Raw genomic sequence first — 23,137 nt, 5'->3', positions numbered from 1 at the left:
CTGTTCGTGTGCCGGTACGTCGATACCTGCGGGTGCGTGGTGGGGAATTGCGCAGTTCCCCGCGCCCCTATTCCGGTCCCGGCGCGCCCGTACCTGCGGGTGCGTTGTGGGGATTTACGCGGTTCCCCGCGCCCCCGTTCGTGTGCCGGTACGTCGATACCTGCGGGTGCGTGGTGGGGAATTGCGCAGTTCCCCGCGCCCCTGTTCCGGTCCCGGCGCGCCCGTACCTGCGGGTGCGTTGTGGGGATTTACGCGGTTCCCCGCGCCCCCGTTCGTGTGCCGGAACGTCGATACCTGCGGGTGCGTGGTGGGGAATTGCGCGGTTCCCCGCGCCCCTATTCCGGTCCCGGCGTGTCTGTATCCGCGGGTGGGTTGTGGGTACTTGCGGAGTTTCGCGCGTCTCCGTTCGGTGCCCAGGAGCGGAATGTTCTCAAGTGGGCCGGTGTCGTTGTCGTCTCCAAGTGAGGGGCCTCCTGGGGGCCTGCGCCCAAGGCGGACAGGAGTTTGCGGGCGGGGGTGTTGCGGAGGGTGTGGTCGGCTGTCAGGCGGATCTTTGCGCAGCCGCGTTCCTCGGCGTGGTCCGCGAGCCATTGCAGGAGGCGTTCCTCGACTCCGCGGCCCAGTGCACGGCAGCTCATCAGCCAGGCCAGTACGTCGAGTCGGTCACCGTCGGCGTGGACGGCCAGCAGGGCGATCTGGCCGTAGTCCCCGAACCGGTCACGTGCCGCGGCCGTCCACACCTCTCCGCGCTCCCGCCACCGGGCGAGATCGCCGCCGTCCTCCGACCGGGCTCGCAGAGTGAACTGGTTGGTGCGGCGGACCAGTTGTCCGGCCCGCTCCATGTCGTCGTCCGACAGGGGCCTGATGTCCACCTCCAGCCCCAGCCCGGACAGGAACTCCTCGAATCCCGCCTGCGCGCGGGCGGCGTCCCGTTCCCGTTCCTGCTCGTAGTAGCGGGCGCGCAGCGCGTCCTCGGCGGTCGCCGCCGCGGGGACCAGGGGCCACAACCGGCCTATGAAGTCCTCCAGCTGATCCGATGAAGGGCAGGTCACCGACAGCACCTGCGGCAGCGCGGCGCGCATCCTGGCTATCTCGGCCGGGTTGTCGTCCAGGAACAGGAAACTGTCCGGACCGAGGTTGAGGGTGCGCGCCGCGTCGGCGAGCCGCTGGGGTTTGGGGCCCCAGGCGGCGGAGAGCACGCTGAAGTGCTCGGGCTTCAGCAGGCTGTCGGGACGGTCGAGGACGGCTCGGACCGTGGCTTCGTCGTTGTTGCTGACCAGCGCCAGCAAGGCGCCCGCCTGCCGCCATCCCAGCAGCCGCCGGGCGAGCAGGGCTCGCGGGCCGGTCAGGTCGACCGCATCAGGTCCGGTCTCGCCGGCGACGCCGCCCCACAGGGTCTCGTCGCCGTCCACCGCGATCACCTTGGGCGCGGGGCGCAGCACCGCCCGCACGACCTCTGCCAGGCGCAGCGCCACCGCCGCCTGGAAGGGCGCGGTGAAAGGTAGATGAGCCAGCCGCTCGGTCCGTTCGTCGAAGCGTTCCCCGACGGTGTGGTGCCGCGTCCAGTCGTCGGGGCCCAGGACGGCGATGCCCGGCAGTCCGTCCAGGTCGGCCGCGATGTCGCGCTCCCAGCGCGCGAGGCGGGCGGGCGCGTGTGCGGAGGGCATGAAACCGACGATCACGGGTGTGCGCGCGGACAGGGCCTTGAGGGCGGCCGGGTAGGCGGCGCGCAGTTCGGCGAGTGCCGTGTCGTCGACCGGGCCGAAGCGTTCGAGGTCCGTGGCCCGCAGCAGGACGATGCCCACGGCCGTGGAGGGATCGGCGAAGACACCGGACGGGTCCTTGAGACTGGCGAGCACCTGGTGGTACGGCGCTTCGGCGATGTCCGGGCCGCCGTCCACGGTGCCGTCGCCGAGCGCGGTCGCGCACATCAGCGGCAGGTTGCCGAGCGCGAAGGTGGCGGCGAGGGCGGTACAGCGGCGTGGCGCGGCCGTCGCGGTGGCCTCGGGGGCGGGCGCCTTCGAGGCCCGCACGAGCGCCGTCGGATCTTCCGCCGTCTCCTCGAGCAGGCGCAGGAACTCCTCCCCCAGTTCGGCCGTGACCGGCCCGTCCAGGATGTCCAGGTTGTGGTCGAACCGCACACACCCGGCGTCCGGCGTCATGGTGATCATCAGATCGAGGTCGGAGTAGCCCGTGCCGGCGGGCAGCACCTCCATGGCGGTGAGGCGCCGTGAAGAGCGCACGTAGTTGAAGTAGACCTCCACCAGCGGCGCGTTCTCCCGGTACAGCCCCTGCCGGGCCAGGGTGGACAGGACGTCCGAGAACATGGCGCCCTTGGCCAGCACCCGTTGCAGGCGCCCGTCCGTCCGGCGCAGCACCTCGGCGACCGGCTCGCCCGTCCGGGCCTCGGCGGGGAACGGCACCGGCACCCCGAAGTAGCCCACCGCGTCGTACGCGTCGGCGTGGACGCGGGTGTCCACGGGGACGGCGAGCACGAACCGTTCGCGCTCCCGCTTCCTGGCCAGCAGGACCGTGAGGGCGCCGAGGCAGAAGGCGGCGGGGGTGATCGACAGCCGGGCGGCGGCGTCCGACACGCGTTCCATGAGGCCCTCCGGGAGGGGAACCGTGACGCTCCCGGCCCGGTACGACCGGGCGGCCGGGCGCGGCCGGGCGAGGGTCAGGTCGAGCCGCCGGCTGCCGTGGAAGGCTTCGCGCCACTCGTCTCCCGGCCTTTCGCCGACGCTGTGCTGGGCTTCGGCGAGCAGGTCGATGTCGCGGTTGGTGACGGTGTCCCCGAGCGGGGTGCCGGACAGTTCGGCGTCGATCTCGCCCGCCACGAGCAGCAGCGACTGCAGGTCGCTGACGGCGTGGTGCGCACCGAACGCCAGGACCTGCCCCCGCTCGCCTCCTTCGGCCAGTTCGAACCGCCACAGCGGGGCGTCGGCCAGATCGAAGGCCGGCTCCAGGAGCCGGCGCAGCCGGTCGGCGGCGTCGAGTCCGTCGTCCGCGGTCGTCCAGCGCAGCACCGGCCGGTTCGCCTTTCGGTGTACCGCCATCTGCCGCCCGGAGTCGCCGCTCGCGACGATGGCGGTGCGCAGCGCCGCGTGCCGGGCGGCGAGCCGGTCGAGTGCGGCGGTGAGCGCCTCGCGGGTCGTCGCCGTGGTGAGCCGCACGGCGAGGCCGATGGCGTGTGCCGCGTCCGGCATGCCCGGCCGGGCACTGCGCAGCAGGCGTACCGCGTCGCGGGTCAAGGGCCGCAGGTCGGTCTCGGGTACGTGTGTCGTGGGATGGGCGGGCCGCTCCGGCACGGGGGTGGCGCGGTCGGGCAGGGCCGTCCCCAGGGCCCGGGCGAGGCCGCGGATGTCGGACGCCGTGAACACGTCGGTGGCCGGGAGTTCGACGCCCAGGTCCCGGCTGAAGGCGTTGCGCAGCCTCACCAGCATGAGGGAGTCCAGGCCCAGTTGCTTCAGGTCCGTGGTCGCGGACACCTCCGCCGTGCCGCCGGAGACCTCGCCCACCCGCGTCCGTACGTATGTCTCCAGCCAGCGGGCGCGGTCCTCGTCGGTGGAGGCGGCGAGGACCTTCTTGACCAGGTCGTCCGGTGCCGGCGGTCCGGTCGGGGCGGTGATCAGGTCGGCCAGGACCGGGCGTGTGCGTACCGCCTCGGGATCGAGTGCGAGCATCTCCCAGTCCAGCGCCATGGGTGCGAGCTGCCGGCGCGAGGTGCCCAGCACCCGCTCGAACAGTTCCCCGCCGTCCTGTGGTGTGAACGCGATCAGTCCCGACCGGGTGGTCTCGGCGGCCCGGGTGCCGGACTCGGCGACCATGCCGACGCCGGACCAGGCACCCCAGTCCAGGCTCAGCGCCCGGCGTCCGCCGCGGGAGAGGTGGTGCGCCCAGGCGTCGAGGAACGCGTTTGCCGCCGAGTAGGGGCTCTGCCCCGCGGAGCCGACGAGTCCGGCGGCCGAGGCGAACAGGATCAATGCCTGGGTCTCCGGTACCAGTTCGGTGAGCAGGGCGGTGCCCAGCACCTTGGGCGCGAGCACGCGCAGAACGCGTTCGTCGCTCAGGTTCGCCACCGTGGCGTCGTCCAGGACACCGGCCGCGTGCACCACGGTGGAGATGGGGCCCAGCTGTCGTCGTACGGAATCCAGGGCCGCCGCGAGGCCGTCCCGGTCGGCGACGTCGGCACGGGCCAGGTGCACGGTGGCGCCTCGTGCTTCGAGGTCCGCGATCCAGCTCCTGGCCGACGCGTCGGGGGTGCCCCGGCTCAGCAGCGCCAGACGGCGGGCCCCTCGGCGGACGAGTCGTTCGGCGACCACCTTGCCGAGTCCGCCGAGGCCACCGGTGACCAGGTGCACGCCGTCCGCGTCGGTCGCGCCGCGACCGCCCTCGTCCGGATGGGTGCGGGCCAGACGGGGCACCAGTCGGCCCTCCGCGCGCAGCGCCACGAGTCGTTCGTCGTCGGCGTGCCGCAGCTGCGTCCACAGAGCGTCGACGCCGCCGGTGGGCGGCAGGTCGATGAGCGTGGTGGACAGCTCCGGGTGCTCCTGCGCAAGCGTGAGGCCGAAGCCCCACGCCAGCGCCTGCTGCGGGTTGGTCACGTGTGTGCTGTCACCGGCCGCCTGGCTGCCGCGTACGACCACGGACAGGTGTGGCGCCCTGCCCCTGGTGCGGTCCGCCAGGGTCCGCGCGAGGTGCAGGGTGCTCAGGCAGCACAGCCGCGCGGACTCCTCGGCCGTGGCGGCGTCGGCGACCGGTGGCGCGTCCAGGGCGGACAGCTGGACGATCCGGTCGGGCATTCGGCCGGGGAACGCCTCGTCCAGGAGCCGGGCCAGATGCCGGGGATCGGCGGGGTCCAGGACGTATCGGCCCGGTCCCTCGGCGGAGAAGGCCGTGCCCCTGCGGACGATGGCATGCGGCACCGGCAACTGCGCCAGCCGCTCGCCCAGTTCGGCCGCCACCCCGCTGTCGTCGGCCAGGATCAGCCAGCTGTCCGTGGTGGCGGGCTCCTCGGGCATGGGCCGGGGTTTCCAGCGGGTCTCGAAGAGCGCGCCGCTCAGCGCCGGGAGCGCCGCGAGTGTGAACTCCTCTGCCTCGAGGATCAGTTGTTCCTCCTCGTCCCAGATCCGCAGGTCCATGGTGGCGGTGCTGTCGTCGACGGACCGTGGATGGCAGGTCGCCCATGCCGGCGTGCCGCGCCGTCCGGTGAACCTCAGCCGTGTGAGCCCCGCGGGTACGAACGCGCGGTCTCGAGGGGCACTGCCGGGCAGGGCTGCCGTGTGGAAGGCGGCGTCGAGGACGGCCGGATGCAGCAGGTGACCCGCCGTGGGCCGGGCCGCGAGCCGTGCGACGGCCAGGTTCCGCGTGGCATGTCCGTCCTCGAGCCCCCGGAAGGCAGGGCCGTAGTCGATGCCGAGCTCTGCGAGCCGGGTGTAGACGGCGGAGAAGTCGACCGCCTCAGCGCACTGTTCCCGTAGGGCGGCGAGCGGCACGAGCGCCGGGGCCGTGTCGGGGGTGAGCGCCACGCGTGCGGTGACGTGCCGCTCCCAGCGGGTGCGTCGCTCACCGACGGGCGCGGACGCCACGGTGACATCGCGGAAGCCCTCCTCCGCGGGGTGCAGCACGAGTTGGAGCCGCACCGGCCGTGCGTCGTCCAGGCGAAGGGGCGTCAGGAACCTGACGTCGGTCAGGTGCGCTTCGGGCCCGTCCTCCACCGCGCGAACGGCTTCCAGGGCCATGTCCAGGAAGGCGGCTCCTGGCAGCCAGACCTCGCCGCCCACTCGGTGGTCGGCCAGATAGGCGAAGCGGCTGTCTCCCAGGTCGAGGTCGCACTGGAAGGTGTGGAGGCCGGGAACGTCGCTGGACTCCACATGGGTGGCGAGGAACGGCGACGCACCCGGCGCGCTCGACGGGGCGGGTGTCAGCCAGTGGCGTTCGCGGTCGAAGGCGTAGGTGGGCAGGTCGACGCGGCTCCCCTGCGGGAACAGCGCCGTCCAGTCGGGAGCGTGTCCGGCGCCGTACAACTCGCCGAGCCCGCACAGCAGTACATCGTCCGTGCCCTGCTGCCTGCGCAGCGAACCGACGGCGACCGCGTCCACTCCCGCCTGAGCCGCCACCGACTCCAGGGAGGACAGCAAGGACGGATGCGGGCTGAGTTCGACGAAGGAGCGGTATCCGTCCTCCAGCATCCGCCGGACGGTGTCCGCGAAGCGTACGGGCCGGCTGAGGTTGCCGTACCAGTAATCGGCGTCCAGCCGCTCGCCGGAGACGGGTTCGGCGAGCACCGTCGAGTACAGGGCGGTGGGCGCCTGCAGGGGGCGGATGCCGGAGAACCGCTCGAGCAGGCTCTCGCGCAGCGGTTCCATCAGCGGGGTGTGCGAGGCGAACGGGGTGGACAGCCGTCGTACGGAAACCCGCTGCCCTTCGAGCCGGCGGAACAGCTCTGTCAGAGCCTCCGCGTCGCCCGAGACGGCGGTTGAGCGGGCGCTGTTGACGGCGGCGACGAAGAGCCGCCCGGCGTACGGGGCGAGGAGTTCCTCGACCTCGGTGAGCGGCAGTTCCACGGACACCATGCCGCCCTGGCCCACGAGCGGTACGACCGCCTGGGCGCGCCCCGTGACGACGGCCACGGCGTCGTCCAGCGTGAGGGCGCCGGCGGTGTACGCGGCGGCGATCTCACCGAGGCTGTGGCCGGCCACGGCGTCCGGGGTGACGCCCAGCGAGCGCCAGGCGGCGGCCAGTGCCGCGTTGACCGCGAAGAGCACCGGCTGGAGATACTCGGTCCTCACGAGGGGTGAGAACTCCTCCGGGGCTCGCAGGGCTTTGAGTACCGACCACCCGGCCTGGTTCATCACCGCCTGGTCGATGCGGGTCAGCTCGTCGCGATACGCCTGCGACCGGTCCATCAGTTCCACGCCCATGCCGGGCCACTGGCCACCGTGCCCCGAGAAGACGAACGCCACCTTGCCGGGCTGCTCCTCGCGCGGCGCCGTGAGCGGCGTACGCCCGGATGCCAACGCGCCGAGTCCGGCGCGCAGTTCGTCCCGGTCCCGTGCCACGATCGGCGCCCGCCACTCGAAGTGGCTGCGGTGCCGCGCCAGGGTGTGGGCGATGTCCGGCAGCGCGCTCTCGTCCTCGGTCAGCCGCCCCGCGAGCGCGGCGGCGTGTCCCCGCAGCGCCTGCTCGCTGCGCGCGGACAGGAGGAACAGGGGCTGACCGCACGGCGGTTCCGGCTGCTGCGCCCGAAGGGACGACGGAGCCTCCTCGATGATCACGTGGGCGTTCGTTCCGCTGATGCCGAAGGCACTGATCCCGGCACGCCTGGTCCGCTCCCCCGCCGAAGGCCAGGGCACCGCGTCCCGCACCAGCCGCAGCCCGCTGTCGTCCCAGTCGACGTGGCGGCTGGGTGCGGCCGCGTGCAGGGTGGCCGGCAGGGTCTCGTGGCGCAGCGACTGGACGACCTTGATCAGCCCGGCGACGCCCGAAGCGGCCTGTGTGTGCCCGAGGTTGGACTTGAGCGAGCCCAGGTACAGCGGACGGCCCTCGGGGCGTGAGTCGCCGAAGACCTGGGCCAGGGCGTTCGCCTCGATCGGGTCGCCCAGCGTCGTACCGGTGCCGTGGGCCTCCACGTAGTCGACGTCGGCCGGTTCAAGACCGGACAGTTCAAGGGCGCGCCGGATGACCTGTTCCTGGGCGGGCCCGTTGGGAGCGGACAGCCCCTGGCTGCGGCCGTCCTGGTTGACGGCGGTGCCGCGCAGCACCGCCAGCACCTGGTCGCCGTCGCGCCGTGCGTCGCTCAGCCGCTTCAGTACGGTCATGCCGGCGCCCTCGGCCCAGATGGCGCCGTCGGCGTCGTCGGAGAAGGAACGGCAGCGGCCGGTCGCCGACAGTCCGCGCAGCCTGCTGAACTCCACGAAGGTCCCCGGCGTCACCATGAGGGTCACCCCTCCCGCGAGCGCCAGGTCGCACTCGCCCGATCGCAGTGCCTGGGCCGCCAGGTGCACCGCGACCAGCGACGACGAGCACGCGGTGTCCACCGTGAGCGCGGGGCCGTGCAGTCCCAGGGTGTAGGCGAGCCGCCCGGAGGCGACGCTGAGCGCCGAGCCCGTGCCGACATAACCGTCCAGATGGTCCAGCCGGGAGCCCGCCAGGTAGTCGCTGCCGAACATGCCGACGTAGACGCCGGTCGCGCTCCCCGCCAGCCGGGCGGGCACGATCCCGGCGCGCTCCAGCGCCTCCCAGGCGGTTTCCAGCAGCAGGCGCTGCTGCGGGTCCATGGCTGCCGCCTCCTTCGGCGTGATCCCGAAGAACCCCGCGTCGAAGGACTCGATGTCGTCCAGGAATCCGCCTTCCCTGGCGTACGACGTGCCGGGGGTGTCCGGGTCGGGGTCGTAGAGCGACTCGACGTCCCAGCGTCCGGCCGGGAACGGTCCGACGGCGTCACGGCCTTGGGCGACCAGCCGCCACAGCCCTTCGGGGTCGTCCGCCCCGCCCGGGAGCCGGCAGGCCATGCCGACCACGGCCACCGGCTCGTCGGTCGGTACGGCGGTGCGGTCGGCGCGGAGTGCCGGGCGCGCGCCGGAGCGCGGGGCCTTGCGGTCGTCCGGCACCAGCACGGTGGTCGTCAGGTGTGCGGCGAGACGGGCCGCGGTTGGGTGGTCGAAGAGCAGGGTGGCGGGGAGACGGGTACCGAGGCGGGCGGCGATGCGGTTGCGGAGCTCGACCGCGGTCACGGAGTCCATGCCGAGCTCGCGCAGCGGCTGGTCCGGGCGGACGGTGTCCACCGAGCGCAGGCCGAGCGCCCGCGACGCCTCCTCCCGGACGAGGGCCAGGACGCGTTCGGCGCGCTCGGTCCCGGGGAGTCGTGCGAGCCGGTGCGCCAGGACGCCGGCGCCGTTCCCCGTCGTGCGGGGCGCGGGCAGCAGCGAGCGCCACAGCGCACCGGTGGCACCGCCCGACCCGGCCGCGGACCGGCGCAGACGGGGCAGGTCCAGCGCCCAGGCGACCAGATGCGGGCTGTCGCGGCGCAGTGAGAGTTCGATCAGGTCGCACGCCTGCTCCGGACTGAGGGCACGGTGTCCGAGGCGGGCCATGCGCTCCAGGTCGGCGTGCTCGGCAGCGAGTCCCTCGCCCTCCCAGGCGCCGAAGGAGACCGACACCGCGGGCAGGCCCGAGGCGCGCCGGTGGTGGGCCAGTTGGTCCAGGAACACGTTGGCGGCCGCGTAGTTGGCCTGGCCCGCGTTGCCGACGACACCGGCGGCCGAGGAGACCAGCAGGAACAGCTCCAGCGGTATGCCGGTGGTGAGTCGGTGCAGATGGGCGGCGCCGTCCACTTTGGGGCGCAGCACCCGTGCGAGGCGCTCGGGCGTCAGCTCGGCCACCACCCCGTCGTCCAGGACTCCGGCACAGTGCACGATGCCGCGCAGGGGCAGCTCGTCGCCGACGCCGCGCAGCAGTTCGGCGACCGACGCGGCGTCGGAGACGTCGCAGGCGGCCAGCTCGGTCTGCGCGCCGAGTGCCGCGAGTTCGGCGGTGATGGCCTCTGCTCGCGGATCGCCGGGGCCCTGACGGGAGATCAGGAGCAGCCGTGGCACACCCCGTTCGGCGAGGAGCCGGGCGACATGGCGGCCGACGGCTCCCAGGCCGCCGGTGACGAGCACGGTGCCGTCCGTGGGCACACGGCTGGACCCGGCAGGCTCCGCCGGGCGGGCGCGTATGAGCCTGGGGGCGAGCAAGGTCCCTTCTCGCAGCGCGAGCTCGGGCTCGTGGCGGTGGGCGACGGCCGCCAGGAGGGCGCTCGCGGGATCGGCCGAGCCGTCGAGGTCGAGCAGGGACGGCCCGAGGTCCGGATGCTCGGCGCGGGCGCTGCGCACCAGACCCCACAACACCGACCGGCTCAGCCCGGCAACCGTGTCTCCGTCGCCCGCCGCGATCGCGCCGCGGGTCACCCAGACGGTCCGCGCGGGCGGGTCGCCGCGAGAGATGAGCTGCCGCAGTTCGGCCAGCGCCGCGGTCGCCGACTCCCCCGCCGCGGCGCCCGGTTCGGCGTCCGCGGCCGGTCGCGGCCAGAACCGTACGTGGACGTCGGCGCCGGTGTCGCGTACCCGGATTCCGGCCGCTTCCAGACCTCGGCGGACCGCCTCCACATCCGGGTCGGCCGGGTCGCCGAAGAGGGCCCATGCACCGTGCGCCTCGGCGGAGGGTCCCTCGGGCAGGGCTGTCCACGCCACCTCGTACAGGTGCCTGGCGCTGTCCGCGCCGACGGCGAGGTCCGCGGGGCTCGCGGCCCGCAGCCGTACGCCCTCCAGCCGGCCCACCGCGAATCCCTCGCTGTCCCAGAGCGTGACGTCCAGCGTGAGATCTGTTCCGGAACCTCCTGCCTGCCGTACGGAGGCCGTGAGTTCGTCGGCGCCGCCCGGCGGCAGGACACAGCGGCCCACCGCCACCGGTAGCAGCGCCCGGCCGTCGGAGGTCCCGAACGCGGCGGTCACGTGCAGGGCGGCGTCGAGCAGTGCCGGATGGACCGGGTAGGCGTCGGTCGTGTCCCGGGCCGTCCCGGGCAGCGTGAGGCGGGCCAGCAGCCGTCCGGGACCGGTCACCACCGCCTCGCGCACGCCCTGGAAGGCAGGGCCGTAGCCGAGGCCGAGTCCACTCAGCCGCTCGTAGGTCTCCGGACTCCAGGCGGCCTCGGTGTTCTCGGGCCACTCCGGCGGCGGCCCGGTGTCCGCCATGGCCGTACCGGCACCGGAGGCGCCGGCGGTGGCGGTGGCGTGCAGCGTCCAGTCCGTCGCCTGCGGTGTGCGCGGGCGGCTGTGCACGGTGATCTCGGGGACCGGACCAGCGGCGGCGACCTCGACCGACACCTCGACCGCGCCGGAGTCCGGCAGCACGAGGGGCGCGGTGAGGAACAGGTCGGTGACGTCGAGGGGTTCGCCCGGAGATGCCACCACGAGGGCGGCGCGGCACAACTCCATCATCGTGGTGCCCGACAGCACCGTCCTGCCGAAGACCCGGTGGTCGGACAGCCAGTCGGCCGTGGCCAAGGTCCACTCGTTACGGAAGGTCCAGCGCGTCTCGTCCGCCGAGCGCAGCTGGATGCCGAGCAGCGGGTGCGCGGCACGGTCGAACAGGCCGGGGGCGCCGGCGGCGGGCTCGGGCTCCGTCCAGTGGCGCTGGGCGTCCCAGGCGTAGGTCGGAAGGTCCACGGGCGCGGCGTCGGCGACCACACGGCGCCACTGGATCTGCCGTCCGCGCACATGGAGTTGGGCGGTGGCCTGGTCGAGGCAGGCGGCGGCCTCCTCATCACGGCGGAGGGACCCGATGGCGGCCAGGTCGTGACCGTGGTCCTCGCCGATCGTGTGCAGGGCCGTGAGCAGCGAGGGGTGGGGGCTGAGTTCGAGGAAGCAGGTGTAGCCGTCGGCGGCCATGCGCCGGGCGGTGGCCGCGAAGCGGACCGGTTCGCGCAGGTTGGTGTACCAGTAGTCGGCCTCCAGTTCCCCGGTGACCTGCTCGCCGGTCACCGAGGAGTACCAGGCGACGGGCGTCGGGCAGGTGACCACGCCGTCGAGTGCGTCGAGGACCGCCGCGCGGACCGGTTCGACCTGGGGGCTGTGGGACGCGTAGTCGACGTCGACACGCCGGACGAAGACCTGCTCCTTCTCCAGGTCGGCGAGCAGCGCTTCCAGCGGCTCCACGGCACCGGCGATCACGGTCGACCGCCCGCTGTTGACCGCGGCGACCGAGACCCGGCCGTCCGTCTCGTCGAGCCGGGCCTCGACATCCGTGTGCGCGAGGCCGACGACGGCCATCGTGCCGGTGCCGGACAGCTCGCTCAGGGCCCGGCTGCGCAGGGCCACGACCGCCGCGGCGTCATTGAGGCTGAGTGCCCCGGCGACGCAGGCGGCGGCGACCTCGCCCTGGCTGTGGCCGAGCACGGCGTCGGGACGTATGCCGCGGGCACGCCAGACGGCGGCCAGGGACACCATCACCGCGAAGAGGAGGGGCTGGACCACCTCCACACGGTCCGGGGACGGGGCGCCCGGATCGCCGCGCAGCACGGCCGCGACCGACCATTCGGTGTAGGGGCGCAGTGCGGCGTCGCAGCGGTCGAGTTCGCCGGCGAACACGGCGTCTTGCGTGAGTAGGTCGCGGGCCATGCCGGTCCACTGGGCGCCCTGCCCGGGGAAGACGAAGGCGAGCTTGCCGTGCGGGGACAGCGGCTGGGGGCCCCCGACGACACCGTTTGCCGTCCGTCCGTCGGCCAGTGCGTCCAGCGCGGTGAGCAGCTCCTCCCGGCTGCTCGCCCGGACGACGGCACGGTGTTCGAAGTGGGTGCGGTGGTGGGCCAGCGTCGCGGCCACCGAGGCCAGTGGCAGCCGGGGTTCGGCGGTCAGCAGCGCGCGCAGTCGGCCGGCCTGCCCTTCGAGGGCGGGGAGGGTGCGTGCCGAGAGCGGGAAGAGGCCGGTGCTGAACGGCGGTTGTGCCCGCTCCCCGGCGGGCCGTGCGACGTCGAGCGGCGCTTCCTCCAGGACGATGTGCGCGTTGGTGCCGCTGATTCCGAACGCGCTCACCCCGGCCCGGCGCACCCGGTCCGTGTCGCGCGGCCACGCCTGGGCGGTGCGGGCCACGCGCAGTCCGCTGCCCGCCCAGTCGATGTGCTCGGCCGGCGGGTCGGCGTGCAGGGACGCGGGCATCGTCTCGTGTCCGAGGGCCAGTACGGTCTTGATGACGCCGCCGATACCCGCCGCGGCCTGTGTGTGGCCGATGACCGACTTCAGGGAGCCCACGCCGAGGGGCCGCCCCTGCGGCCGGTCCGGGCCGAAGACGCGGGCCAGGGCCCGGATCTCGATGGGATCACCGAGCCGGGTTCCGGTGCCGTGCGCCTCCACATGGTCAAGGTCGCCCGGTGCGAGGCCGGCGGCGTCCAGGGCGGCGCGTACCACCCGTTCCTGGGCCGGTCCGCTCGGGGCGCTCAGGCCCTGGCTGCGTCCGTCCTGGTTGAGAGCCGACCCCTTGATGACGGCGAGCACGCTGTCGCCGTCGCGCCGGGCGTCGGCGAGCCGCTTCAGCAGCACCATTCCGCAGCCCTCGGCCCACACCACGCCGTCCGCGTCGGCCGAGAAGGGGCTGCACCGGCCGGACGGCGAAAGTCCTTGCAGCCTGCTGAATTCGACATGCCCGCGCGGGGTCACCAGCAGCGTCGCGCCGCCCGCGAGCGCCAGGTCGCACTCGCCGCCGGCCAGGGCCCGGGCCGCCAGATGCAGGGCGACGAGGGAGGAGGAGCAGGCCGTGTCGACGGTGACGGCGGGGCCCTGCAGACCGAGGGTGTAGGCGATGCGCCCGGAGGCGACGCTGGGGGCGGTTCCCGTGCCCACGTGCCCGTCGAGCCGAGCGAGCGGGGCCGAGGCGAGGTATCCGCTGTCGTACAGGCCGATGTAGACGCCCGTGGAGCTGCCCTTCAGCGTCCGAGGGACGATACCGGCGCGCTCGATCGTCTCCCATGTGGTCTGCAGCAGCAGGCGCTGCTGCGGGTCCATGGCCGCTGCCTCGCGCGGTGAGATGCCGAAGAAGGCGGCGTCGAAGCGGTCGATTTCGTCGAGGAAGCCTCCACGCAGGGTGTACGCCTTGCCGATGGCCTCCGGATCGGGGTCGTAGAGCCCCTCGGAGTCCCAACGTCCCTTCGGAACCTCGCAGATGGCGTCCTCTCCCGCGCTCAGCAGCCGCCAGAGGCCCTCGGGATCGTCGGCTCCGCCCGGGTAGCGGCAGCCCATGGAGATGATGGCGATGTCACCGTTCACCACTGGTGCCGAGGTATCCCTCGGTCCCAAGTCCCCAGCCGTCGCGCTCCGTTCACCGCGAGTCGCGCCGGGGACGGAGAGCGCGCCCGAGTGCAGCGCGTCGGCCAGCTCGGCGATCGTCGGATGGTCGAAGACCAGGGATGGCTCCACCGTCTGCCCGGTCCGCTCGGCGAGCGCCGCCACCAGGGTTACCAACTGGCGTGATCCAAGGCCGAGTTCGGCGAGTGGCCGGTGCGGGTCGACGGCGGTCGGCTCGATCCCGGCGGCCTCGGCGACGGCCGACGTCAGCCAGGTGCGCAGGCCCTCTGCCGTGAGGGCGGCCGTCTTGGGGGACTGCTTCGGGGACTCGTTCGCAGGCATGGGTCAGGTGTCCTCGGGAGCGGGGGGTTCTGGTGATTTCCGTACGACGGCTCTACGACGGCTCTACGACAGCTCTGAGACGCCTCTGCCGGCAGGCCGTCGTGGGCGCGGACCGACGCGCCCACGACACGACCGGGTCAGCTCGCGGCGGCCACCCCGACCGCGGACAGCGTGCCGTCGAGGTAGGCCGCCCGGGTCGCACGGCGCTGGATCTTTCCGCTGGAGGTCTTCGGGATGGTGCCGGGGCGGACCAGCACGACCTCGCGCAGCGAGAGTCCATGGGCCTCGCCGATCGCGCCCCGCACCTGGTCGGCGATCTTCTCCGCCTCGCCCTCCGCCTCCGGGGCCACCTCGGCGATGGCCACGATCTGTTCGCCCTCGGCTCCGCCGTCCACGGAGAACGCGGCGGTGCAGCCGGGCCGCAGCGCGGGGTGCGACAGCTCCGCCGACAGCTCCAGATCCTGCGGGTAGTGGTTGCGGCCGTCGATGACGATCAGGTCCTTGAGGCGGCCGGTGACGAACAGTTCCCCGTTCCGCAGGAACCCGAGGTCACCGGTGCGCAGGAAGCGCCCCTCGTGTCCGGCCGGGGTCGCCCGGAAGGTCTCGCGGGTGGCCAGGGCGTTGCGCCAATAGCCCTTCGCCACGCTGGCACCGCCCACCCAGATCTCGCCGACCTCCCCCTCGGGCAGTTCCTCCTGCCGCTCGGGATCCACGATCAGCACGGTCAGCCCGGGCCCCGGGCGGCCGCAGCCGACGGCCGCCGCGTCCGCGTCGTCCGCGTGCGGGCCGCTGCCGTCGGTTGCGAGCAGTACCGGCGGGGTGTCCACCGAACCGCCGGTGACCATGAGTGTGGCCTCCGCCAGGCCGTAGCACGGGTAGGCGGCCTCGCGGCGGAAGCCGGCCCCGCCGAAGGTCTCGGTGAACCGCCGCAGGGTGGCGGCGCGTACGGGTTCGGCTCCGTTGAAGGCGACCGTCCAGCTGCTGAGGTCGAGGCGGTCCACCAGATCCGGCGTGGCGTGCCTGAGGCACAGCTCGTACGCGAAGTTGGGGCCGCCACTGGTGTGCGGGCGGTAGCGGGTGATGGCGTCCAGCCAGCGCTGGGGCTGCTGGAGGAAGTGCAATGGCGAGAAGAGGGTGGCCGTCACGCCGAGGTAGACGTTGTTCAGGACCGGCCCGATGAGGCCCATGTCGTGGTACATGGGCAGCCAGCTGACGAACATCTCGTGTCCGTGGCGCGCGATGGCGTCCGGGGTGTGGCCCATCCGCTCGGTGACGACGCGTTCGTTGTCCAGCAGGTTGCCGTGGGTCACCATCACACCGCGCGGGGCGGCGGTGGAGCCGGAGGTGTACTGCAGGAAGGCGACGGAGTCGGCGGTGAGAGCGGGCTCGCGCCAGGAGCCGGCCCAGTCGTCCGTGATGTCCTCGGTAGCGACGCGGGCAATCCCGTCCAGCTCGGGCAGGTGCGGCGCCAACCGGTCCAGCAGGCCGACGACTTCGCGTCCGCCGAGGATCAGCCGGGCGTCCGCGTCCGCGATCAGCCGCTTCATCCGGATCAGGGCCCGGTGGTTCTGTGACCGCCCCTGCGGGGGCACCCCCGGCACGGCGACGGCCCCGGAGGCGAGGCAGCCGAGGAAGGCGCAGACGAACTCGGCGCCGGAGGGGTGGAGCAGCATGACACGGGAGCCGGACAGTCCCCGGTCCTGGATCCAGGCGGCGATCGCCCGGGCCCGACGGGCGAGTTGGCCGTACGAGACCTCCTGGACCTCTCCGTCGCAGTCGCCCGTGACGAGATACCGGAATGCGATGCGATCAGGCTGTCGCGAGGCGTGTTCGGTCAGTAATTGAAACAGGGTGCGAACCATGTGACGACTTCACCTGTCAGGATCGACGAGCGGGGGGACTGGAGTTCGATGGCCGCGTGATGTGTACGCGCAGAAGCCTGGACGCCCTGGCCCCTTTGCCAGGCCGCCCGTCTCGACCACCCGCACGGCAAGCCGCAGCGACGCCGCGACGACCTCCGTGCTCCCCCATCAACTTGCTACTAACGAGTAGCACGATAACAAGTCTCACCGCTCCGTGAAGCGACCGCGTGTAAACCCTGCGTGTCCAAATGGATTTTCGGACAGTCACCGACCGGGTGTGCGCACCGGTCCGTCCTGACGCTCCGCGAGCGGCCCCTTGAACGCGCCCTGCAGCATGGCCAGTCGAGCCGAAGCGCTGTCCAGGAGCATGTCGAGTGCCGTCGGATAGGCACTGCTGACCATACGAGTGGCGAGCAGGGGCGCGGCTTCGGCGATGTGCGGGTGGGTGGTCGCGGGCAGCTGGGCGTATGTCGAGTCCCACATGGACTCGTCGGCGCGCAGCGCGTTGCTCGGCAGGGCCAGGGAGGCGGCGTCCAGTGCCGCGAAGGCGAGGGTCTGGTCGATGAAGGCGTGGTAGACGCGCACCGTTTCGGGCAGTGGGAAGCCGGCGGTGCGCAGCACGCCCAGGACCGCCTCGTCCGCCGCCAGTTCGTTCGCCCTGCCGGTGACACGGCTGGCGGTCAGCTGCGCCGCCTGCGGATGGGCGAGGTAGGCGGCATGGATACGCAGCCCGAGGGCGCGCAGATCGGCTCGCCACTCCCCCGTCGGCGCCCAGCCCCGCAGAGCCTGCCCGATGAGGGCGTCGCCGATGGCGAGGACGAGGGCGTCCATTCCGCGGAAGTAGCGGTAGAGCGTGCTCGGGTCGCAGTCGAGCGCCGCACCCAGGCGCCGGGCGGTGAGTCCGGCGCTGCCGTGCTCGCGCAGCATCCGCAGCGCGGTCCGGACGATCAGGTCCTCGGACAGCACGGTGCCGCTCTTGGTCGGACGGCGCCGCCGCCGCTGCCCCTCGGGCACCACCTGCTTCGGCATCCCGGCCTCCTCGCCTCACCCGGCCCCGTGCCGTGTCGCACGGCCTTATGCCAACGCCATTGACCTTACCCGAGTGCCGGGCGTTGTATCTGCGGCCAAGGGCGCGCCTTCGCCTTTCCGGTCCGCCGGAAAGATCGACATGTCGGCACAGCGGGATGTCGAGAAACCCGAGAGACGGACAGAAGCAAGACCGAGAGGGAGTCACTGCCATGCGGGTACTGCTGGTGGGAGCGGGCGGTGTGGGTACGGCGATCACCCGGATCGCGGCCCGGCGAGCGTTCTTCGAGGCGATGGTCATCGCCGATTACGACCCGGCGCGGGCCGAGGCGGCGGTCGCCGCCTTGGGCGCCGACGGACGATTCACTGCCGACACCGTGGACGCGGGCGACGAGGCGGCGGTGGCCGCCCTGCTGGCGCGGCACCGCTGCGACGTCCTGCTCAATGCCACCGATCCGCGGTTCGTCATGCCCCTCTTCCAGGCGGCGCAGGCGGCGGGAGCCACCTACCTCGACATGGCGATGTCGCTGTCCCGGCCGCACGCCCAGCGGCCGTACGAGGAGTGCGGGGTCAAGCTCGGAGACGAGCAGTTCGCGCGGGCGGCGGACTGGGAGAACGCGGGAGCGCTGGCACTGGTCGGCATGGGGGTGGAGCCGGGCCTGTCGGACGTGTTCGCCCGGTACGCCGCCGATGAGCTCTTCGACGAGATCGACGAGATCGGCATCCGCGACGGCGCGAACCTCACCGTGGACGGCTACGACTTCGCGCCGTCCTTCAGCATCTGGACCACGATCGAGGAGTGCCTGAACCCGCCCGTCGTGTACGAGGCCGAACGCGGCTGGTTCACGACGGCGCCCTTCAGCGAGCCCGAGGTGTTCGACTTCCCCGAGGGCATCGGCGAGGTCGAGTGCGTGAACGTGGAGCACGAGGAGGTGCTGCTGGTCCCGCGCTGGGTCGATGCCCGCCGCGTCACGTTCAAGTACGGGCTGGGCCGGGAGTTCATCGAGACGCTCAAGACACTGCACCTGCTGGGCCTGGACCGCACCGCCCCGGTGACGGTGCCGGGCGCGGAGGGTCCGGTCGCCGTGTCGCCCCGGGACGTCGTCGCGGCATGTCTGCCGGACCCCGCGACGCTGGGTGAACGCATGCACGGCAAGACCTGTGCGGGCACCTGGGTACGCGGCACCAGGGACGGTGCGCCACGCGAGGTGTATCTGTACCACGTGGTCGACAACCAGTGGTCCATGGCGGAGTACGGCTGCCAGGCGGTGGTGTGGCAGACGGCGGTCAATCCGGTCGTCGCCCTCGAACTGGTCGCCGCGGGCTCCTGGTCCGGGGCGGGTGTCCTCGGTCCGGAGGCGTTCGCGGCCCGGCCCTTCCTCGATCTGCTGACGGAGTACGGGTCGCCCTGGGGCATACGGGAGCAGTGAACCCGGCAGCCCGGGCTCCTCACCCGGTGGGCCGGACCGCGCCGCCTGCCCGCGGTCCGGCCCACCGGGCTCAGTCGCTCCGCCGCACCTCGAGCAGCAGGGCCTGGTCGGGGTTGAGATTGGGCATGGGCAGTCCCGCGACGGCGAGCACCGCCCCGGGCAGGGGCAGCCATCCGTCGAGCGCCGCGGGCAGCCAGGCCGGGCCCGAGGTCTGGTGGAAGGACGGCAGACCGAGTTCGGTGCGCACGCGCACCTGGTAGGTCGCGGCGGCGTAGAGGCCGGGCAGCGGTACGCGTCCGCTCTGACCCTCGGGTGACGTCGCCACCCGGGCCCAGCAGTAGAGCGCGGCGGACCGGTCGTGCGCCACGACTCCGTGCAGCAGCGTCGCGTCACCGCCGAGGTCGGCGCGGACCGTGCGGCCGCTGTGCAGCAGCGGCCGCAGTTCCCGGTAGAGGGCGGTCCAGGCAGCGAGCCGCGCGAGCTCCTCGGGGGTGCAGCGGGTGATGTCCTGCTCGATGCCGGCGTGCCCGAACAGGGCCGTGGCCAGCCGGAAGGAGTCGGCGCTGATCCGGGCGGTGGTGTGGCTGGCGCCGGCGCCGACGTGGACGCCGATCAGTTCGGGCGGCAGCAGTTGCGCGGTCCACCGCTGGATGGTCTGTCGCTCCACCGGGTCGATGCAGTCCGAGGCCCACACCCGGTCGGTCCGGGCGAGGATGCCGAGGTCGATCCGGCCGCCGCCGCTGGCGCAGCTCTCGATCTCCAGTGCCGGGTGGCGTTCCTTCAGGGCGTCGAGCAACCTGTAGAGCGCGAGCACCTGGGCGTGTGCCACCGGGCGGTCGACGCCGCCGTGGACGGCCTCGTGCAGTTCCCGGTTGTGGTCCCACTTCAGACAGGCGATGCCGTTCTTGGCCACGAGTTCGTCCAGCGCGCCCAGCAGGTAGTCCCACGCCTCGGGGTTGGCCAGGTCCAGGACGTGCTGGTGGCGGGCGGAGGGGCCGACGCCGCGGGCCGGGCCGAGCACCCAGTCGGGATGTTCCCGGGCGAGATCGGAGTTCAGGTTGACCATCTCCGGCTCGACCCACAGGCCGAACTCCATGCCGAGCGACCGCACATGGTCCACCAGGGGTGTCAGGCCCTCCGGCCACACCACCGGGTCCACGGTCCAGTCCCCCAGCCCGGCGTTGTCCGAGCGACGGCCGCGGAACCAGCCGTCGTCCAGCACGAAGCGCTCGACCCCGACCTCGGCTGCCGTGTCGGCCAGCCGCAGCAGCCGGTCCAGGTCATGGTCGAAGTAGACCGCCTCCCAGCTGTTGAGGATCACCGGGCGGGGGCTGCGCGGATGGGTGGGCCGGGAGCGCAGCAGCGCGTGGAAGCGGTCACCGAGCCCGTCGAGGCCCTCGCCGGACCAGGCGAAGTGGCACACCGGCGTGGTGTACGAGTCGCCGGGGGCGAGCCGGATCTCCCCGGCGGGCAGCAGCTCTCCGCCGCCGAGCACGGCGGCGTGGGTGCCAGCGCCCTCCGGCAGCTGCTCGACCACATACCGCTGGTCGCCGCTCCAGGCGACGTGCACGGCCCATACCTCGCCCTCGCGGAAGCCGAAGCCTGGTACCCCGGCCGTCACCAGGTAGGGCGAGTCCAGGCCGGGCTTGCCGCGTCGCACTTCCCGTGTGTACGTCCCGAAGCCGAGCGGGCGGCGCTGCGGGGACCGTTCGCGGCTCCACTTGCCGGTGAAGTCCAGGATCTCGGCGGCCCGCCGGGGCAGCGGCAGCAGCGTGGTGACCTGCGCCAGGTCGTACGGCACCGGCTCGGCGTCCTGCTGCCGGGTGATCGTGCTGTGCACGGTCAGCACTCCCGACGGTTCCATCCGGTAGGTGACGGTGACGTCGAGCCCGGTGGCGGGGTCGGCAAGCAGCACGTCCAGCTCCCCGCCCTCGGCCGCAGGGCGGTGCGAGGCCCCGACCAGGCTCGGACGGGGCGCGGCACGGGTGCCGGCCGCATGGCCGGCGTGGGCCGGAGTGCCCAGCCATCCGTCCGCCTCGGTGGGCCAGATGGTGAACCGGCGCGGGATGTCGATGGAGTTGTTCAGAATCGCGGGCTCACCGGTCAGGGCGAGAGCCTCCAGCCCGGACTCCGGCAGGTCGCCGAGGTCGGCGCCCCAGTGCAGGACCCTGGGCACCGGCTCCGCCAGCTCCAGGACGAAGCAGGCGCCGGCCGCACGCAGGGCGAGGATCCGCGCGGTGGATTCGGACATACGGAGTCCTGCCTTTCGAACGCGTCCTGGAGGGCGGTGCCGTTGCCGTGGACCGGGGACGGGTACGGCACATTCTTCTTCATCCGCCCGTGAAGACGGACAGATCCACGCCGTGACCAGCCTGGTTCTTTGCCGAGGTGGTCAGAGCGTGATCCGGTCCACGTCGGACACGTAGTCCGAGGGGTTGCCGAACGAGATGGTGTTGGCACCCGCCTTCAGCCGCACGGGCACGGTGATCGACTGCGGGTGGCCCCAGTTGTCGTCGTTGGTTCCGGGCAGCGGCACCTGGAAGGACGTGCCACCGGTGCTGACCACCACCGTGCGGCCGGAGGAGCCGTCGGTGTAGTCGAGCTTCATGAGGTAGGTGCCGTCCTTGGGGACGGTCACGCCGTTGACGGCCACAGACCCGCCGCCGCCGAGGTTGCCGACCTTCTTGCCGCCGGAGCACTCGGAGCAGTCCGCGATGGAGGCATTGCCGCTGAGGGTGTTGCCGGACGCCTCGGCCTCGTACGAGACCGGTCCGCCGGCCGCCGCGGTGGTGACCGCCACGGGCTTGCTGGGTGCCGATGTCAGGCCCTTGGCGTCGTGGGCGACCACGGTGAACGAGTAGCCGGTAGCGGGGGCGAGTCCGCTCAGGGCGGCCGAGGTACCGGCGACGGTGGCGGCCTTCGTGCCGTTCGCGTAGACGTCGTAACCGGTGGTCGCGCTGCCCGAGTTCACCGCGTCCCAGGCGAGTGTCACGCTGGTGGCGGTGGAGGCGGTGCCGTGTACGGCGAGCGGGACGCCGGGGTGGCCGCCGGTGCCGCCCGGGGTGATGCGCAGCAGGCGGGAGCCGTGGGGCGGCAGGTTGTCGGTGAAGGAGCCGCGGACCGAGCCGAGGTTCTTGTGGCTCCACAGGTCGCGCACCGCGGCCCTGCCGCTGATTCCGAGGTCACTCCAGTCCGCGGTCACGTCGGAGTAGCCGCCGCCGAGGTTGAACAGGGCGACGGTGTAGCTGCCGTCGGCGTTGCGGGCGTACCAGACCTGCTGTGGGGTGTCCTGGCTGACCGGTCTCGCGGGGTTGCCGGCCTGGTCGACCGCGATGACCTCGTCGTTGGTGAGCAGCTTCAGACCGGAGGAGTCCAGCTTGGTGAGGTCGTCGCCGATGTACAGAGGAGCGGACTCGATGGCCCACAGAGTCATGTAGCTCTGCCGCTCGGCGTTGTTGATGCCGTCCATGGCGCTGACGCCGACATCGAGGGAGTCGAGGTTGTTCCAGTGGCCGGGCCCGGCGTCGGGTATCCACTGGACGACGTCGTTCCAGCGCTGCTTGACCGAGTTGTTCCAGGTCACGAGTGTGTCGCAGTAACACTCGACATCCGTGTCGACGCGCCATCCATTGGAGTTCGCCTTCCATGCGCCCGCCTGGTTGTGGCTGAGCGACCAGGACAGCACGAACTGGACGGGACGGCCGGTGTTGGCCAGCGCGGTGTGCCAGGCCTGGATGTCGGGGACGTTGTCGTGTGCCGCGTCGCCCCGGCCGGAACCCGGGCCGACGCCGTCGACCTTGAGGAAGTCCACGCCCCAGCCTGCCAGTTCGTCGGCGACGGACTGGATGTACTTGGTGGTGCAGGGGCTGGCGAAGTTCAGCTGGTAGGAGACGTCGTCCCAGCCGCTGGTCTTGCGCAGGTCCGGGTAGACGATGTCCTTGGTGGTGCAGCCGGGAGCGTCGTGGATCGGCGCGTTGCCGTTGTCGTAGTAGTCCTGGTAGAGGCCGACCGACAGATACAGGCCGAACTTCAGGCCCCTCGCGTGCAGTTGGTCTCCGACGTATTTCATGCCGTGCGGGAACTTCTTCAGGTCGGCGGTCGGCCGGGCGTAGCCGTCGGACACGTTCCTGCCGTTGTCGACGTTCCAGCCGGCGTCCACGTTCACGTAGTCGTAGCCGTGGGACTTCAGTTTCGAGGCGAGCACATCCGCCTGTTGCAGCACATGTGACTCGGTGAGCCAGTTCTCCCCGCCGTAGCCGGGGAAGTTGGTGGATTCCAGGCTCCATGTGCTGTAGCCCATGTACGGCTTGGCTGCCACGACCGGCGCCGTGGACGCGGCGGGGGCCCGGAGGGCGGAAGTCGGGGCGGGCGAGGCCGCCCACGCGGCGGCGGGCAGGGCGCAGGCCACCGTGAGTGTGGTGATGCACGCGAGCGTTCTGAGAGGTGCGGATCGAGCGGGACGAGCCATGGATGTACTCCGTCTCGGCGCGACTGCGAACGATTTTTCCGCCTGGATGCAAGGGGGACGGGGGGCTCCTGGGCGGGTGCCGCGAATGTAGCCAAGGTTTCCTTCCATCGTCAACATAATCGCCCCTTGATAAAAGCGAGCCAGCGTGGGCAGATGGGGCGATATGAACCCTTGTGTAAGTTTCCCTTGGAA

The 23,137-nt window shown here is 72.4% G+C and carries 6 protein-coding genes; 1 reads left to right on the top strand and 5 read right to left on the bottom strand.

Features of this window, described 5'->3' with window-relative positions; genetic code table 11:
- Positions 1-335 precede the first annotated feature (335 nt).
- From ABZ845_RS10195 to ABZ845_RS10185, 3 genes are all read right to left on the bottom strand, one after another.
- Positions 336-14,159 carry an SDR family NAD(P)-dependent oxidoreductase gene (locus ABZ845_RS10195; RefSeq protein ID WP_360975704.1) on the bottom strand — a complete coding sequence of 4,608 codons (13,824 nt, stop codon included), beginning with the start codon at positions 14,157-14,159 and terminating at the stop codon, positions 336-338.
- Positions 14,160-14,296: 137 nt separating this feature from the next.
- Positions 14,297-16,021 (bottom strand): fatty acyl-AMP ligase, encoded by a 1,725-nt coding sequence (locus ABZ845_RS10190; RefSeq protein ID WP_360975701.1) that lies wholly within the window; start codon positions 16,019-16,021, stop codon positions 14,297-14,299.
- Between the two features lie 264 nt (positions 16,022-16,285).
- Positions 16,286-17,050 (bottom strand): TetR/AcrR family transcriptional regulator, encoded by a 765-nt coding sequence (locus ABZ845_RS10185; protein WP_360975698.1) that lies wholly within the window; start codon positions 17,048-17,050, stop codon positions 16,286-16,288.
- A 209-nt stretch (positions 17,051-17,259) separates the two neighbouring features.
- Between ABZ845_RS10185 and ABZ845_RS10180 the strand changes: the two genes are divergently transcribed.
- Entirely contained in the window at positions 17,260-18,477 is a 1,218-nt protein-coding gene (locus ABZ845_RS10180; RefSeq protein WP_360975695.1) for a saccharopine dehydrogenase C-terminal domain-containing protein, read from the top strand.
- A 70-nt stretch (positions 18,478-18,547) separates the two neighbouring features.
- Here ABZ845_RS10180 and ABZ845_RS10175 read toward each other — a convergent pair whose 3' ends face one another.
- Together ABZ845_RS10175 and ABZ845_RS10170 are read right to left on the bottom strand one after the other, a co-directional pair.
- On the bottom strand, positions 18,548-20,728 hold the full coding sequence (locus ABZ845_RS10175; protein ID WP_360975692.1) for an alpha-galactosidase: 2,181 nt from the start codon (positions 20,726-20,728) through the stop codon (positions 18,548-18,550).
- 141 nt (positions 20,729-20,869) lie between these two features.
- Positions 20,870-22,945, bottom strand: coding sequence for a fibronectin type III domain-containing protein (locus ABZ845_RS10170; RefSeq protein ID WP_360975690.1), 2,076 nt, complete (start codon positions 22,943-22,945; stop codon positions 20,870-20,872).
- Between the last annotated feature and the right edge of the window lie 192 nt (positions 22,946-23,137).

The sequence above is a fragment of the Streptomyces sp. NPDC047022 genome, from assembly GCF_040644155.1.
Lineage (GTDB): Bacteria > Actinomycetota > Actinomycetes > Streptomycetales > Streptomycetaceae > Streptomyces.
The sequence above is the reverse complement of the archived record's forward strand: the minus strand, read 5'-3'. Positions and strand labels throughout refer to the sequence as shown.

Coding starts and splice junctions, on each gene's coding strand:
- ABZ845_RS10185 (WP_360975698.1), bottom strand. CDS start 17,050: ATGCCGAAGCAGGTGGTGCCCGAGGGGCAGCGGCGGCGGCGCCGTCCG.
- ABZ845_RS10175 (WP_360975692.1), bottom strand. CDS start 20,728: ATGTCCGAATCCACCGCGCGGATCCTCGCCCTGCGTGCGGCCGGCGCC.
- ABZ845_RS10190 (WP_360975701.1), bottom strand. CDS start 16,021: ATGGTTCGCACCCTGTTTCAATTACTGACCGAACACGCCTCGCGACAG.
- ABZ845_RS10195 (WP_360975704.1), bottom strand. CDS start 14,159: ATGCCTGCGAACGAGTCCCCGAAGCAGTCCCCCAAGACGGCCGCCCTC.
- ABZ845_RS10170 (WP_360975690.1), bottom strand. CDS start 22,945: ATGGCTCGTCCCGCTCGATCCGCACCTCTCAGAACGCTCGCGTGCATC.
- ABZ845_RS10180 (WP_360975695.1), top strand. CDS start 17,260: ATGCGGGTACTGCTGGTGGGAGCGGGCGGTGTGGGTACGGCGATCACC.